The 13,357-nt window shown below is 74.8% G+C and carries 14 protein-coding genes; 6 read left to right on the plus strand and 8 right to left on the minus strand.

The window, feature by feature from the left end:
• The first annotated feature begins 13 nt into the window (after window positions 1–13).
• Both ACFY32_RS22835 and ACFY32_RS22840 read left to right on the plus strand, forming a co-directional pair.
• Window positions 14–661 carry a hypothetical protein gene (locus ACFY32_RS22835; RefSeq protein ID WP_359203727.1) on the plus strand — a complete coding sequence of 216 codons (648 nt, stop codon included), beginning with the start codon at window positions 14–16 and terminating at the stop codon, window positions 659–661.
• 192 nt (window positions 662–853) lie between these two features.
• The gene (locus ACFY32_RS22840) at window positions 854–1,075 is read left to right on the plus strand and encodes a hypothetical protein (RefSeq protein ID WP_359203724.1); all 222 of its coding nucleotides are present in this window, start codon (window positions 854–856) and stop codon (window positions 1,073–1,075) included.
• A 34-nt stretch (window positions 1,076–1,109) separates the two neighbouring features.
• Here ACFY32_RS22840 and ACFY32_RS22845 read toward each other — a convergent pair whose 3' ends face one another.
• The 4 genes from ACFY32_RS22845 to ACFY32_RS22860 form a co-directional block, all read right to left on the minus strand.
• Window positions 1,110–1,586, minus strand: a complete 477-nt coding sequence (locus ACFY32_RS22845; RefSeq protein WP_359203721.1) for a DUF5709 domain-containing protein — start codon at window positions 1,584–1,586, stop codon at window positions 1,110–1,112.
• Between the two features lie 130 nt (window positions 1,587–1,716).
• The gene (locus tag ACFY32_RS22850; RefSeq protein ID WP_390675109.1) at window positions 1,717–3,186 is read right to left on the minus strand and encodes a hypothetical protein; all 1,470 of its coding nucleotides are present in this window, start codon (window positions 3,184–3,186) and stop codon (window positions 1,717–1,719) included.
• 109 nt (window positions 3,187–3,295) lie between these two features.
• Window positions 3,296–5,650 carry a glycosyl hydrolase family 65 protein gene (locus ACFY32_RS22855; RefSeq protein WP_359203716.1) on the minus strand — a complete coding sequence of 785 codons (2,355 nt, stop codon included), beginning with the start codon at window positions 5,648–5,650 and terminating at the stop codon, window positions 3,296–3,298.
• Entirely contained in the window at window positions 5,647–6,387 is a 741-nt protein-coding gene (locus ACFY32_RS22860) for a beta-phosphoglucomutase family hydrolase (protein WP_359203714.1), read from the minus strand. The genes ACFY32_RS22855 and ACFY32_RS22860 overlap by 4 nt, the downstream gene beginning before the upstream one ends.
• A 76-nt stretch (window positions 6,388–6,463) precedes the next feature.
• Between ACFY32_RS22860 and ACFY32_RS22865 the strand changes: the two genes are divergently transcribed.
• Window positions 6,464–7,117 (plus strand): nucleoside/nucleotide kinase family protein, encoded by a 654-nt coding sequence (locus ACFY32_RS22865; RefSeq protein WP_359203711.1) that lies wholly within the window; start codon window positions 6,464–6,466, stop codon window positions 7,115–7,117.
• Window positions 7,118–7,308: 191 nt separating this feature from the next.
• Here ACFY32_RS22865 and ACFY32_RS22870 read toward each other — a convergent pair whose 3' ends face one another.
• Window positions 7,309–7,713, minus strand: a complete 405-nt coding sequence (locus tag ACFY32_RS22870) for a DUF3662 domain-containing protein (protein ID WP_359201800.1) — start codon at window positions 7,711–7,713, stop codon at window positions 7,309–7,311.
• 52 nt (window positions 7,714–7,765) lie between these two features.
• The gene (locus ACFY32_RS22875; RefSeq protein WP_390675110.1) at window positions 7,766–7,942 is read right to left on the minus strand and encodes a hypothetical protein; all 177 of its coding nucleotides are present in this window, start codon (window positions 7,940–7,942) and stop codon (window positions 7,766–7,768) included.
• Window positions 7,943–8,058: 116 nt separating this feature from the next.
• Here ACFY32_RS22875 and ACFY32_RS22880 point away from each other — a divergent pair, with 116 nt between their 5' ends.
• From ACFY32_RS22880 to ACFY32_RS22890, 3 genes are all read left to right on the plus strand, one after another.
• Window positions 8,059–8,976, plus strand: coding sequence for a MurR/RpiR family transcriptional regulator (locus tag ACFY32_RS22880; protein ID WP_359201796.1), 918 nt, complete (start codon window positions 8,059–8,061; stop codon window positions 8,974–8,976).
• Window positions 8,977–9,046: 70 nt separating this feature from the next.
• Window positions 9,047–9,424, plus strand: a complete 378-nt coding sequence (locus ACFY32_RS22885; RefSeq protein WP_359201794.1) for a hypothetical protein — start codon at window positions 9,047–9,049, stop codon at window positions 9,422–9,424.
• Window positions 9,425–9,506: 82 nt separating this feature from the next.
• Entirely contained in the window at window positions 9,507–11,942 is a 2,436-nt protein-coding gene (locus tag ACFY32_RS22890; protein WP_390675111.1) for a SpoIIE family protein phosphatase, read from the plus strand.
• 1 nt (window position 11,943) lies between these two features.
• On the opposite strand, the gene ACFY32_RS22895 is transcribed toward ACFY32_RS22890, so the two are convergent.
• Together ACFY32_RS22895 and ACFY32_RS22900 are read right to left on the minus strand one after the other, a co-directional pair.
• Entirely contained in the window at window positions 11,944–12,432 is a 489-nt protein-coding gene (locus ACFY32_RS22895) for a flavin reductase family protein (RefSeq protein WP_359201790.1), read from the minus strand.
• A 55-nt stretch (window positions 12,433–12,487) separates the two neighbouring features.
• A complete protein-coding gene (locus tag ACFY32_RS22900; RefSeq protein ID WP_390675112.1) occupies window positions 12,488–13,333 on the minus strand; it encodes a hypothetical protein in 846 nt (281 codons plus the stop codon).
• Between the last annotated feature and the right edge of the window lie 24 nt (window positions 13,334–13,357).

The raw sequence follows: 13,357 nt of genomic DNA on the forward strand, positions 1-13,357 counted from the left end.
TACCGTTGCCCGCATGACCTCACCCTCCGCCGCCCCCTCCCCCGTCACCGCCGACGATGTGCGGCGGGCCGTCCGGCTCGCCGTCGAGGCGCTTCGGCGGGCGCCCGCCGAAGCCTGGGACGGCAGGGCGGGTTCGCTGGAGTGGGACTGCTGGGAGACCGTCGAGCACCTCAGCGACGACCTGTTCGCCTACGCCGCCCAACTGGGCCCCGAACAGCCCCCGTTGACGGGTGAGGTGCCGTTCGTGTGGGAGCGCCGCCGGCCCGGCGGCCCCGCCAACGCCGTGCACGCCGACCGGGCGGCGGGACCGGCCGGCCTGTTGCAGGTGCTGGAGGCGAGCGGGGCGCTGCTGACCGCCATGGTGCGCACCACGCCCCCGGAGGTGCGCGCCTACCACTCCTTCGGGATCTCCGACCCCGAGGGCTTCGCCGCGATGGGCGTCGTGGAGACCCTGGTGCACACCCACGATCTGGCCGAAGGGCTCGGCCTGCCCTGGGACCCGCCCGCCGATCTCTGCGCCCGCGTCCTGACCCGCCTGTTCCCGGACGCCCCGGCGGACACGCCCCCGTGGCCCGCCCTGCTGTGGGCCACCGGCCGCGCCGACCTCCCGGGCCGCCCCCGCCGCACCACCTGGCGCTGGCACGGCACGCCCCGCGGTTAGGACGCGACGGGCCGTCGACGAGACCCCGCCGCGTTCTGCCGGGAGGATACGGCTGGCTTCCGGGGCCCTGTGGCGGCTCCGCGTCCTCCGCACGGCGCCCCCCGGCCGGGGACGTTACGGTGATAGCGGGAGGTTCGGGACCGACTGCGTACGGGACCGAACCCGCGATCCGGACCCGAGGAGCCGTACATCATGACGACGTCACAGCCCGAAGCTTCCCGCCCGTCCGGGGCCCGCGCACAGGAGGACCGCGCCACCCCGGACGCCCTGCTCCACACCCGCAACGGCACCGACGTGTCACCCGAGGACCTGGTCCTGGCGGCCGGCCGGGACCTGACCGAACCCAACCTGGAGTGGGCCAGGCGCAAGCTGGCCGACGAGGGCCCCGCGGCCCTCGACAAGCTGCTGCCCTGACCCACCCTCCCCCGGAGCCGCCGGACCGCGGACGTCAGCGGTCCGGCAGCTCCGTGTCGTCCTCGACGACGTGTACGGCGGCCTCCTCGGCGCCGGCCGCGCCCGCGTCGATGCCGACGTCGTCGGCGACGCTCTCCGGGGTGGTGTCGGTGCGCAGCCCCTCGTCCGGGGCGACCAGCCGGCCGGCGCGGGCCTCGCCCGCCTCCGGGTCCATCGGCTCGCCCTCGCCGCCGGGGGTGTCGCCCACGCCGTCACCGGCGGGCGGGACGACGTCGGGCACCTCCTGGGCGAGCCGCTCGTCGAGGGTCTCGCCCTCGTGCTGTTCGGCGGCCGTGGTGCCGACCTTGTTCACCCCGAGGGGCTTCTCCGGCGGGGAGTAGCCCTCGTCCAGGGTGTCGTCGTAGGTGCGCTCGTCGAGCGCGTCCTGCATGTCGAGCGGCGCGGCGTCCTCCTGCTCCTCGTTGTCCCCGGTGGGCTGGTAGGCGTCGTCGGCCATCGGGTCCGTGCCCATCGCTGCCTCCCTCTCGCGCTGCGTCGCTTCGTCCTGTCGGTGTCTGCATTCGCGTTTCCCGTCAGGCGATCTTTAACCTCCGCGGCGCCCGACCGGACACCGCAGGGCCCGGGTCGCCGGAGCGGGGACGTCAGCGCGGGCGCGGTGCGATCCGGACGTCGAGGCCGCCGATCCGGTGCGATGCCCAGGTCCGGGCGTAGGAGGGCGGGGTGCCGCCGGGGCGGGTGACGGCGGCGACCGGGACCCGGCGGGCGGCGCGCTCCACCTCGGCGCGCGTGGTGTTCACGTTGTGCCCGGCGGTGTTGCCGGAGGAGCAGCCCGCGTAGTAGCCGAGCGGGATGGCCTCGTGGCCGGTGAGCAGGCAGGGCGGGCGCACCCCGAGGCGGTGCAGGGCGTCGGCGGTGCGGGCCCAGTCGCGGCGGTTGTCGGTGTTGCGGTCGACGGTGCGGGCGAGGACGGTGTACTGCACCGCCACATGGCCGGCGAGCGCCAGCGCGACCAGGGCCGCCGCGGCCGGCCGCCACCGCCCGGCGGGGGTGCGGACCAGGTGCCACAGGGCGTCCGCGACGGGCAGCGCGAGCAGGGCGTAGGCGGGCTGGAGGAAGCGCGGCGCCGCGTAGCCGATCAGGAACAGGTAGGGCACGGCGGCGGTGGCCGCGCAGGCGAGCGGGACGAGGGTGCGGGCGGCGCGTCCGGCGCGGACCGCGACGGCGAGGCCGAGGGCGGCGAGCACGGGCAGCGCGAACCACCAGGCGGCCACCAGCGGATGCGGCATCGGCCCGGTGCACGGGCGGCACAGGGCGCGGCCGCCCAGGCTGCGGAGCTGGTCGTCGACGGCCCACTGCCAGCCCAGGCCGCCCTGGATGCGGGACGCCTCGTGCAGCCGCTCGCCGAGGCCGCCGTACCAGGCGTACGCCTCGATCACCCACTCCACTCCCCCGGCCGCGAGCCCGCCCGCGAGGGCCGCCAGCAGTCGCCAGTGGCGGCCCCACAGGGCGGCGGCGAGCAGCGGGAGGGCGACGTACACGGCGTCCGTGGGCCGCATCCACGCCATCAGCGCCGCCCCGGCCACCACCCCGTACAGCGCGGTCCGGCCCGGTTCGCCGCCCCGGGCGCGCAGGAAGCAGCCGGCGCAGATCAGGGCGCCGACGGCGACCCAGTAGTTGGGCATCGCCTGCGGGCCGTAGAACAGCGTCACCCACAGGGTGGCGAACAGGGCGCCCGCGGTGGCGAGGACCCGGGCCGGGAACAGGCCGCGCCAGACGCGCAGCGCGAGGTAGAGGCCGAGCCCGGAGAGCACGGCGAGGTAGACCCGTAGCAGCGCGGTCGAGGACGACCAGGAGGCGACCGGCGCCACCAGCAGGGAGACGCCCCGGGAGCGGGGGGCGCTGAAGAACGCGGCCGGGGTGTGGGCGGTGACCTGGCTGACGTACACCGTCTCGTCCCAGCCGAGGCCCATCCCCGGGCGCACCAGCACCAGTTGGGCCACGGTGAAGGCGCCGGCCACCGCCGCGAGGAGGCCGGCGCCGGGTGCGCGGCGGGGCGTGCCGGACGCGGACGCCGGGGCGCGCCGCCGCATGCCGACGGGGATCGCGTTCATGTGCGCCTCTCCGTGGAGCCCGGGACAACACCGGGGAAACCGTGGGAAAACACGGCCAACCTAACCCGGGCCCGGCGGGGAGGCAGGGGTTGTGCGGCCACTCGGCCGGTCAGCGGACGTTCGGACGGCGGTGCGGGGGCTGTTCCGGCTCGGGGCGGGGGACGGTGGCGGGGACGGTCCGCACGACGGGTCCGTCCCCGTTCAGGGTGAACGCGCTCCCGTAGTGACGGACCCTCAGCGGCTCCCCGGACATCAGGGTGTACGTCGCCCTGCCGCCGTCGATCTCCACCCGCAGGCACCGGCCGCGGAACTGGAGGTGGAAGGCGAGGCGGCTGAACTTCTCCGGCAGCCGGGGCGCGAAGCCGAGCGTCTCGCCGTCCCGGCGCATGCCGCCGAACCCGGCGACCAGCGCCATCCAGGTACCGGCCAGGGACGCGATGTGCAGCCCGTCGCGGGTGTTGTGCTCCAGGTCGGCCAGGTCCATCAGCGCGGCCTCCGCCGCGTAGTCGTAGGCGAGGCGCAGATGCCCGGTCTGGGCGGCGACGACGGCCTGGCAGCAGGCCGACAGGGAGGAGTCCCGTACGGTCAGCGGCTCGTAGTAGGCGAAGTTGCGGGCGATCTGGTCCTCGTCGCAGTGCGCGTCGAACCAGCTTCCGCAGGTGTACATGGCCAGCACCAGGTCGGACTGCTTGATCACCTGCTTGCGGTAGAGGTCGAAGTAGGGGAAGTGCAGCATCAGCGGGTACTGGTCGGCGCCGGTGCGGGCGAAGTCCCAGCGCTGGTGCCGGGTGAAGCCGGCGTGCTGCTCGTGGACGCCGAGTTCCTCGTTGTACGGGATGTGCACGGACTCGGCGGCGTCGCGCCAGGCGGCGCTCTCCTCGTCGTCGACGCCGTGCCGGGTCGCCTCGTCGGGGTGGCGCTCGCACACCTCGGCGGCGGCCAGCAGGTTGGAGCGGGCCATGAGGTTGGTGTACGTGTTGTCGTCGGCGACGGCGCTGTACTCGTCTGGTCCGGTGACGCCGTCGATGTGGAAGACGCCGTGGTGGTCGTGGTGGCCCAGCGAGCGCCACAGCCGGGCCGTCTCGACCAGGAGTTCCAGGCCGGTGTCGCGTTCGAAGTCGGTGTCGCCGGTGGTCGCGACGTAGCGGACCACGGCGTGCGCGATGTCGGCGTTGACGTGGAAGGCGGCGGTGCCGGCCGGCCAGTACGCCGAGCCCTCCGAGCCGTCGATGGTCCGCCAGGGGAAGGCGGCGCCGCGCAGGCCGAGCTGGGCGGCGCGGTCGCGGGCGGCCGGAAGGGTGTCCTGGCGCCAGCGCAGCGCCTCGGCGACGGCCCGGGGCTCGGTGTAGGTGAGCAGCGGCAGCACGAACATCTCGGTGTCCCAGAAGGCGTGGCCGTCGTAGCCGGAGCCGGTGAGGCCCTTGGCGGGGAGGGCGCGCCGCTCGGCGCGGGCGCCGGCCTGCAGGACGTGGAAGAGGCCGAAGCGGACCGCCTGCTGGATCTCCTCATCGCCGTACACCTCGACGTCGGCGCGGGCCCAGAAGTCGTCGAGGTAGGAGCGCTGTTCGGCCAGCAGCCCGGCCCAGCCTCCGTGCGCGGCGGCGGCCAGCGCGGCCTCGACCTGGTCGCTCATGGCGGGCCGGGAGCGGGCCCCGGACCAGCCGTGGGCGACGGTCTTCTGCACCCGCAGCGTCTGCCCCGGGTCCAGCACGGAGGTGACGGTCAGCCGGGCCACGTCCTCGTTGCTCTCGCTGGCGGTCGTGGTGCCCTCGGGTCCCTCCACCACGTGGTCGGCGGCGACCGCGACCCTGAGGTCGCTGCGCCGGGTGCGGTGGACCAGGCGGAGCCGGGGGCCGCGGGCGAGGTCCTCCTCGGGTTCCAGCGGGGACTTGAGGGCCTTGGCGGTGCGGGGGTCGCCGTTGGGGTCGGGCAGGCTCTCGTTGGCGACGAGCTCCGACTGGATCACCACCCGGATGCGGGCGTCGACGGGCTCGACCTGGTAGTCGACGGCGGCGATGGCGCGCTGGGTGAGGGAGACCAGCCGGGTGGAGCGGACCCGGACCGTGGAGCCGGCCGGGGAGGTCCACTCGCAGACCCGTTCGAGGACGCCCCGGCGCAGGTCGAGGGTGCGTTCGTGCCGGACGAGGCGTCCGTAGCGCAGGTCGAAGGGCTCGTCGTCGACGAGGAGGCGCAGCAGCTTGCCGTTGGTGACGTCGATGACGGTCTGGCCCGACTCGGGGTAGCCGTAGCCGGCCTCGGCGTAGGGCAGGGGGTGCAGTTCGTGGACGCCGTTGAGGTAGGTGCCGGGCAGGCCGTGCGGTTCGCCCTCGTCGAGGTTGCCGCGCCAGCCGACGTGCCCGTTGGAGAGGGCGAAGACGGACTCGCTCTGGGCCAGCAGGTCGAGGTTCAGCTCCGTCTCGCGTACCGACCAGGGTTCGACGGTGTACGCCCGGTTGGTGATCACCGGCCGCTCCCCAGCTCGGCGAGGTCCTGGACCACGCGGTCGGCGCCGTGCGCGTACAGCGCGTCGGTCTGCCCGACCCGGTCGACGCCGATCACGTACCCGAAGTGCCCGGAGCGGCCGGCGTCCATGCCGGCCAGCGCGTCCTCGAAGACGGCGGCCCGGGACGGTTCGACGCCGAGGTCGCGGGCGGCGGCGAGGAAGGTGTCGGGGCGGGGTTTGCCCGGCAGCCCGCGCTCCCGGGCGACCACGCCGTCGATCCGGGTGTCGAAGAGGCGTTCGGCGTCGATGGAGCGCAGTACGTCCACGGTGTTGGCGCTGGAGGAGACGATGGCCGTCTTCAGACCGGCCGCGCGGACCGCCTCGATGTAGCGCAGCGTCCCGTCGTACGCCTCGACGCCGTCGGTACGGATCTTCTCCAGGAGGAGTTCGTTCTTGCGGTTGCCGACGCCGTTGACGGTCCGGGCGTCCGGCGGGTCGTCGGGGGTGCCCTCGGGCAGCTCGATGTCCCGGGAGGCGAGGAAGGTGCGCACACCGTCGGCGCGGGGGCGGCCGTCGACGTACTCGCCGTAGTCGGCGTCGGTGAAGGGCCGGAAGCCGTCGCCGTCCCGTTCGCGCAGGAAGGCGTCGAAGGTCTCCTTCCAGGCGGCGGCGTGCACCACCGCCGTCTTCGTGACGACTCCGTCGAGGTCGAAGAGACAGGCCTGGATGGTCTCGGGGAGGCCGAGCTGCGTGGTCATACCCGTGACAGTTCCCCGCGCGGGCACCTCCCATCGGGTGGTCCCCGACACAGGGCCGGGTGACACACTCATGGGTGTGCCGACGACCTTCGACGACCTCCTGGCCCGCGCCCGCTCCCTGACCCGGCCCGGCCGGCGCGCGATCCTCGGTGTCGCGGGCGCTCCGGGCGCGGGCAAGACGACCCTCGCCGAGACCCTGGTACGGGAGCTGAACGGGGACGGCGAGCCCTGGGTGGCGCACGTCCCGATGGACGGCTTCCACCTCGCCGACGCCGAACTGGACCGGCTGGGCCGCCGCGACCGCAAGGGCGCGCCCGACACCTTCGACGCGGCCGGGTACGCGGCGCTGCTGCGGCGGCTGCGCGCCGACGAGGACGGCGAGACCGTCTACGCGCCCGGCTTCGAACGCGTCCTGGAGCAGCCGATCGCCGGGGCGCTGCCGGTGCCGCCGGCGGCCCGGCTGGTGGTGACGGAGGGCAACTACCTGCTGCTGGACAGCGGGCCGTGGGCGCGGGTGCGGCCGCTGCTGGACGAGGTGTGGTTCTGCGAGGCGGACGAGGAGACGCGGGTGAGCCGGCTGGTCGCCCGGCACGAGGAGTTCGGCAAGTCCCACCGGGCCGCGGTGGCCTGGGTGCACGGCAGCGACCAGCGCAACGCCGACCTGGTCGCGGCCACCCGGGACCGGGCCGACCTGGTGGTACCGGGCCCGCTTCGGCTCCCGGCGGCCTGAGCACCGGCGCGCTCCCGGCCGCCGCGGGGAGGCGGAGGGCGCGCGGGCTCCGTCCCCGCGGGAGCGGTCCACCGCGGGGACGGAGCGTCCGGGGGGAGAGCGGAGTTTCCGGGGGGGGTGGAGCTTTCGGGGACGGAGCTACTGGGGGCACGCGGAAGCGCGGGCCGACGGCCGAGCGGCCGCCTCCGTCGTCACCCGCCCGCGGCGTGCGGGAAACCGTCGGCGCTGACGTGCGGCATCACGCGGCTCGCCACGCTGTAGCGGCCGTTGGGCACGTCGTCGGACCGGGCGATGTGCACCGCGAGGGGGCCCGCCCACTCGTAGCCGTGCCGCTCGGCGTGCCGGGCCAGACTGTCGGTGATCGCCTGGCCCACCCGGCCGCCGCGCCGGTTCAGCTCCTCGTGGACACCGTCGGTGAGCGCCACGTCGTAGGCGTTGGGGACCAGCACCCGGCCCTCGGCGCAGACCACGGCGTTGTTGTCGCACTCGGCGTGCAGGGCCTTCAGGAGTTCGACGGGTTCCTTGTCGAAGACCCGCTTCCACAGCGCCGCCATACGGTGTTCCAGGGCTTCTTCCAGAGCGCTCAGTGCGCCCATGCCAACCTCCTGCCGATGGTCGCCGAGCAGTCGGCCGCCGGCGGCCGGCGCGTCACTGGTCGTCGTAGTCGTCGGGGCGTACGTGTGCTTCCTCCAGGGCCTCGCGCATGGTGCGGCCGGTGGCGCCGGCCGGCCGGTCCCCGTGCTCGTCCTGGTCCTCGTGGGCGGTCTTCTCCAGGACCTCGTCGGTGGTGCCGGTCTTGGGGCGGTTCTCTTCGGGAACGGTCATCGCGGCGGCTCCTCGTCCGTCGTACCGGGAACTTTCCTGGCTGCGGGTTCCCGGGCCGGGCGCGGATATCCCTTGAGCTATGTTGAACCTCCCTGGGAGACGAAGGAGGCGCACCGGTGCCATCGCCGCAGCAGGCACGCGCACAGGCGTCCGCGATCACCTCGGGACGGACCGCTCCCCGGGCGGAGGTCTCCCCGGCCGCCGGGCTCCGGACGCTGTTCGACCGGCCCCGTCTCTCCCCGGGACAGCGGCGCATCGCCCAGTACCTGATCGAGAACCTCACCGAGGCGGCGTTCCTGTCGATCACCGACCTCGCCGACCGGGTCGGGGTGAGCCAGCCGTCGGTGACCCGGTTCGCCTCGGCGGTCGGCTTCAGCGGCTACCCGGCGCTGCGCGAGCGGCTCCAGTCCCTCGCCCTCGGCACCCGCCCCGGCGCCCCCGCCGAGGAGATCCGCGGCAACGAGCTGCAGGCGGCGGTGGACGCCGAGATCGCCCACCTGGAGAACCTGCGGCGGGACTTCGCCGACCCCGACGCGGTGATCGACGTCGGGCGCAAGCTGTCGGAGTCGGCCCCGCTGACCGTGCTGGGGCTGCGCATCTCCGTCTCGCTCGCCGAGTACTTCGCCTACGCCGCCCGCCGCATCCACCCCGACGTGCGGCTGGTCACCCGGGGCGGCAGCGTGGCCTACGACGCGCTGCTCCAGGCCCGCGCGGCGGGCGGCACCTGGGTGCTGGCCTTCTCGATGCCCCGGCACGCCCAGGAGACGCTGCTGGCCGTGCGGGTGGCGCGGGAGGCCGGGCTGAAGGTGGCGCTCGTCACCGACCTGGCGTTCGGGCCGGTGGTGGACGAGGCCGACGTCACCTTCGCCACCGGCACCGGCTCCCGGCTGGTCTTCGACTCCTACGCGGCGCCGGGTGTGATGTGCGCGGCGCTGCTCCAGGCGATGACGGACGCCGATCCGGAGCGGACCCGGGCCCGGCTGGAGCAGTACGAGCAGATCGCCGAGCAGCATCAGTTCTTCCTGCGGGACTGAACCTTCCCAGCGCACATGAATTTTTTCATGCTTCTTGCAAAGTGCACGGCATATATAAATACTGCCGTGCATGCCCCTGACGTCCACGCGCACCGGCCCGGACTGGCCGTGCCAGGTCAAGCCCCCCGGCAGTTACGACTGGGAGCGCTCGGCGGTCAGGTGGCTGCGCGAGCTGGTCCCGGCCCGCTACGCCGGCTATCCCGCGCTGCTGCGCCACCCCGTCCTGCTCGCCCGGCACGCGCAGCTCCAGGTCCAGCAGGAGATCCGGGTGGCCCGCACCGCGCTTCAGACCGCCCGCGCCGACCTGCCCCGGCTGGGCCTGCCGGAGTCGGTCATCGAGCACACCATCAAGCTGTACGCGGCGGAGGTCCGCCAGCTCCAGCACATCGCCCGCAGCGTCCGCGCGGTCACCGAGGCGCTGACCGAGCGGCCCGGCGCGGGACGCTGAGCCGGGCACCGCACGGCCCGGGGCGCGGCCGCCGGGGCCCCGGATGATCCGCGAGGGTCGAACGGTCATCGAACCCGGCCCGATGTGCGATGCTCGACGGGTGACGAGCGAGCACGCCACGCCGCCGGGTACCGGCACCGCCCCCGACCTGGAGACCCTGTCGAAGGCCGTCGCCAACCAGCGTGCCGAGATGAACCGCCTGCTCGACCGGGCCGCGACCTCCGCCGTCCTGGAACGGGCCAAGGGTGCGGTGATGGCGCTGACCGGCTGTTCCGCGGACGAGGCCCGCGAGACCCTGGTCCAGCGGGCGAAGGCCCGTGGGCACAGCCTGCTGGAGGAGTGCTGGATCACCCTCGGCGGACTGGGGCCGCCGCTGCCCGAGGCCGAGGACCCCGACCTGGCCGAGGCCGCCGCCGCGGCCTGCGCCGGGCAGAGCGTGCCCCCGGCCGCGCCCGCCTCCGACGACGTCTCCGCCGCGCTGACCCGCCTCGCCAAGGCCCTGGTGCGCGTCGGCTCCCCGCAGGACCTCGCCCGGTGCCTGCTGGAGCACCTCGCCCCGGACGTCGGCGCGGACGCCGTGCTGCTCTACTCCCGGCTTCCCTCCGGGGCGCTGGAGCTGGCCGGGCACGCCGGGATCGACGCCATGCTGGCCGCGCAGTGGCGGCAGGTGCCCCCGCTGGCCGGGATGGCCGCGCCGGACACGCTGCGCTCCGGTGAGCCGCGCTGGCTGGAGGATTTCGAGCGGGACAAGGAGCGGTACCTGCTGATCGGCGATCCGCCCAGCCGCTGGCGGTCCCGGGCCTGGCTGCCGGTGCCCGGGGGCGGGTCGGCCGACTTCTGCCTCGGGGTGCTCCGGCGTCGGGGCGGGCCGTTCTCGCCGGCCGCCCGGGATCATCTGCGGGGCGTGGCCCGGCTCTGCGCCGGGCTGCTGCGCACGTACGGCGTCCGCCGGGAGGCCGCCACGGCCGCCGACGCCGAGACGGTGCAGCGGGTACTGGACACGCTGCCGGTCGCCGCGATGCTGCTGACGCCGCTGCGCGGGTCCTCGGGCGAGGTCCGGGACCTGCGCATCGACGCGGCGACCGAGCAGGCGGCCCGCCTCGCCGCGCGTGGCGGTGAGACGCTGGCCGGCCGGCGGTTCCTGGAGTGCTTCCCGGCGCTGGCCGGCGAGCCGCTCTGGCCGGCCTGTCTGAGCACGCTGGCCACCGGGGAGCCGTACGAGGGCGAGCCGTTCGCCCATCAAGGTGTCGTGGAGGGCGCCGCAGAGCTGTCCATGTACTCCGTTCGGGTGATTCCGCTGGGCGGTGGGCTGATGCTCACCTGGGTCCGGCACGACTCCTCCGACCGGCAGGAGCAGCGGCTGGCGGACCTCCAGCGGCTGGGGAACCTGGGCTGGGCGAACTGGAACCTGGTCAGCCACGAGGCGGGCTGGTCCACCCAGGTCTTCGCCATCTTCGGCCGGGACCCCCTGCACGGTCCGGTCCGGCTCGACGACCTGCCCGCGCTGGCCCTCCCCGAGGACCGGCCCGAGGTGGACCGCGCCGTCGAGGGCCTGATGCGGCACGGCCGGCCCTGCGACGTGCCGTTCCGCAGCCTGACGCCGCTCGGGGTCCGGCATGTGCGGTTCGTCGCCGAGGCCGCCACCGACGCCGACGGCACGCCCGTCGAGGTGCACGGCTTCGTGCAGGACCTGACCGCGCGGCGCCGGGTCGAGCTGGCCCTGGTCGAGAGCGAGCGGGCGATGCTCACCCAGCACGACGTCCTGCGGGCCGAGCGCACCCTGGCCGCCCGGCTCCAGCACGCGCTGCTGCCGCTGCCCAAGGAGCCGGTGCGCCTGTCCGGGCTGCGCGTGGAGGTGGCGTACCTGCCCGCGCAGTCCGGGGTGCACGTCGGCGGGGACTGGTTCAGCGCCATCGAACTGCCCGACGACGACGCGCTGCTGGTGGTCGGGGACGTCGCCGGGCACAGCGTCGACGCGGTCGCCACGATGGCGCAGCTCCGCTTCGCCGCCAAGGGCATGGTGATCACCGGTTCCTCGCTGACCGGCGCGCTGACCCGGCTGAACACGCTGCTGCTGCACTCCCGCGACTCCCACGGCACGGCCAGCATGGTGCTGGGCCGCTACGAGCGGGAGCGGCACCGGCTGGTGTGGGCGCAGGCCGGTCATCCGCCGCCGCTGCTGGTGCGCGACGGCACGGCCCGCTATCTCGACCGGCCCCGGGGCATGCTGCTCGGCGCGAGCGTGGACCCGGTCTACGAGGAGTCCGAGTGCGTGCTGCGGCCGGGCGACCGGCTGATCCTCTACACGGACGGTCTGGTCGAGCGGCCTCCGGAGAACATCGACCGGGGCCTGGAGCGGCTGGCGCGGGCCGCCGCGGCCCCCCGGGCCGACACGGGCTCCCTGGGGCGGCTGCTGGCGGCGCTGCTGAAGGGCGAGGAGCGGCGGGACGACGTGTGCGTCCTGGACATCCGGGTGCCGCACCCGGACGACCGGGACGAGGAGGACGCGGGCGGGTAGCCTAGTCCGCCGGGTGCCCCGCCTCGATGGTGTGGGCGTCGCTCAGCCGCAGCAGCGGCCGGCCGTCCTTCGCGGGGGCGCCGTCGGCGACCGGGTCGAGGACGAACCCGACGTGGTCGCCGCCGTCGATCCGCCGCACGACCCGGCCGACGAACCAGGCCTCGACGTCGTCCAGGACCACGGCGCCGCCGTGCCCCTCGTGCCAGCGGACGTCGCGGAACTTGTCGGTGCGGTCGCCGGTCCGGCCGCCGAAGAGCTCGGCGGTGGCGTGCTGGTCGCGGGCGAGCAGATGGACGGCGAGGACGTCCGCGGAGCGGGCCACCCGGAAGGTGCGGTTGACCCGGGAGATCCAGACGACGAACCGCACGGGGTCGAGCGAGCACTGCGAGGCGAAGCCGACCAGGCAGCCGGACCGCTCCCCGCGCGCCGCGGCCGTCACCACGCACATGTCGGGATCGAGCCGGTCGATGAACGCGTCCGCCGCTGTCATGTCCTGTGACTCCTCTCGCCGTGTCCTTCCCGGATGCCCGCGCCGGCCGCCCGCCTCACCCCCCGGTGCCGAGGAACCGGTGCAGCGAGGCCGTCCACGCGGTGACGAAGGCGTCCCGGCGGGGCTCGTCGAGGGCGTCCAGGGACAAATACGGGTTGAGGTCCTCCAGTTCGACCAGGAGCAGCCCGCCGTCGCGGGTGCGGCAGGCGTCGACGCGCTGGATGCCGTGGTCGAGGGTGTTCCAGTCGATGAACCGGCGGGCGAACGCCAGGTCCTCGGCGGTGGGGTCGAAGGGCCGCAGTTCCCAGCGGCGGTCGGGGTCCGGGGCGCGGAGGGCGTACTGGAAGTCGTGGTCGACGAAGCAGAAGGAGACCTCGTGGACGAAGTCGATCCGGGGCTGGGCGAGCAGGCCGCCGTCCGCCCCGGCCAGCGCCTCGCGCGCCTCGTCCGCGCCGACCGTCCGCAGGCCGAGGGAGTCCGCGCCCAGCTTGGGCTTGACGACGTACCGGTCGGCGGCGGGCAGTTGGGGCAGGTGCTCCGCGCGGTCCACGGTCGGGATGACCGGGAAGCCGGCCTCGGTCAGGTCCAGCAGGTACTGCTTGCCGGCCATGTCTGCGCGGCCGGAGAGCGGGTTGTAGACGGGGGTGCCGCGCTCGGCCGCGCGGCGGCGGAAGGCGGCGTACGCCTCGGGGTGGGCGATCACCGGGCCGCTGTTGCGGACCACCACGGCGTCGAAGGCGTCCAGCAGGGCGGCGGCGTCGCGCGGGTGACACAGTGCCAGGTCGAACTCCTCGCGCAGGCACGCGGTGAGGAAGATGTCCTCGTCGCAGTACCGCCGTCCGCGCGCCGGGTAGGCCAGGTCGGTCACGTACAGGACGCGGGGGCGGCGGCGGGGCGGCATGCGGGGACTCCTCGGGAGGCGGCG

It is taken from the genome of Streptomyces sp. NPDC000134 (assembly GCF_042899225.1).
Classification (GTDB): domain Bacteria; phylum Actinomycetota; class Actinomycetes; order Streptomycetales; family Streptomycetaceae; genus Streptomyces.

Bases quoted from the DNA above. Each gene is read 5' to 3' on its own strand.
- ACFY32_RS22835 (WP_359203727.1), top strand. From the start codon at position 14: ATGACCTCACCCTCCGCCGCCCCCTCCCCCGTCACCGCCGACGATGTG.
- ACFY32_RS22840 (WP_359203724.1), top strand. From the start codon at position 854: ATGACGACGTCACAGCCCGAAGCTTCCCGCCCGTCCGGGGCCCGCGCA.
- ACFY32_RS22845 (WP_359203721.1), bottom strand. From the start codon at position 1,586: ATGGGCACGGACCCGATGGCCGACGACGCCTACCAGCCCACCGGGGAC.
- ACFY32_RS22850 (WP_390675109.1), bottom strand. From the start codon at position 3,186: ATGAACGCGATCCCCGTCGGCATGCGGCGGCGCGCCCCGGCGTCCGCG.
- ACFY32_RS22860 (WP_359203714.1), bottom strand. From the start codon at position 6,387: ATGACCACGCAGCTCGGCCTCCCCGAGACCATCCAGGCCTGTCTCTTC.
- ACFY32_RS22870 (WP_359201800.1), bottom strand. From the start codon at position 7,713: ATGGGCGCACTGAGCGCTCTGGAAGAAGCCCTGGAACACCGTATGGCG.
- ACFY32_RS22875 (WP_390675110.1), bottom strand. From the start codon at position 7,942: ATGACCGTTCCCGAAGAGAACCGCCCCAAGACCGGCACCACCGACGAG.
- ACFY32_RS22885 (WP_359201794.1), top strand. From the start codon at position 9,047: ATGCCCCTGACGTCCACGCGCACCGGCCCGGACTGGCCGTGCCAGGTC.
- ACFY32_RS22890 (WP_390675111.1), top strand. From the start codon at position 9,507: ATGTGCGATGCTCGACGGGTGACGAGCGAGCACGCCACGCCGCCGGGT.
- ACFY32_RS22895 (WP_359201790.1), bottom strand. From the start codon at position 12,432: ATGACAGCGGCGGACGCGTTCATCGACCGGCTCGATCCCGACATGTGC.
- ACFY32_RS22900 (WP_390675112.1), bottom strand. From the start codon at position 13,333: ATGCCGCCCCGCCGCCGCCCCCGCGTCCTGTACGTGACCGACCTGGCC.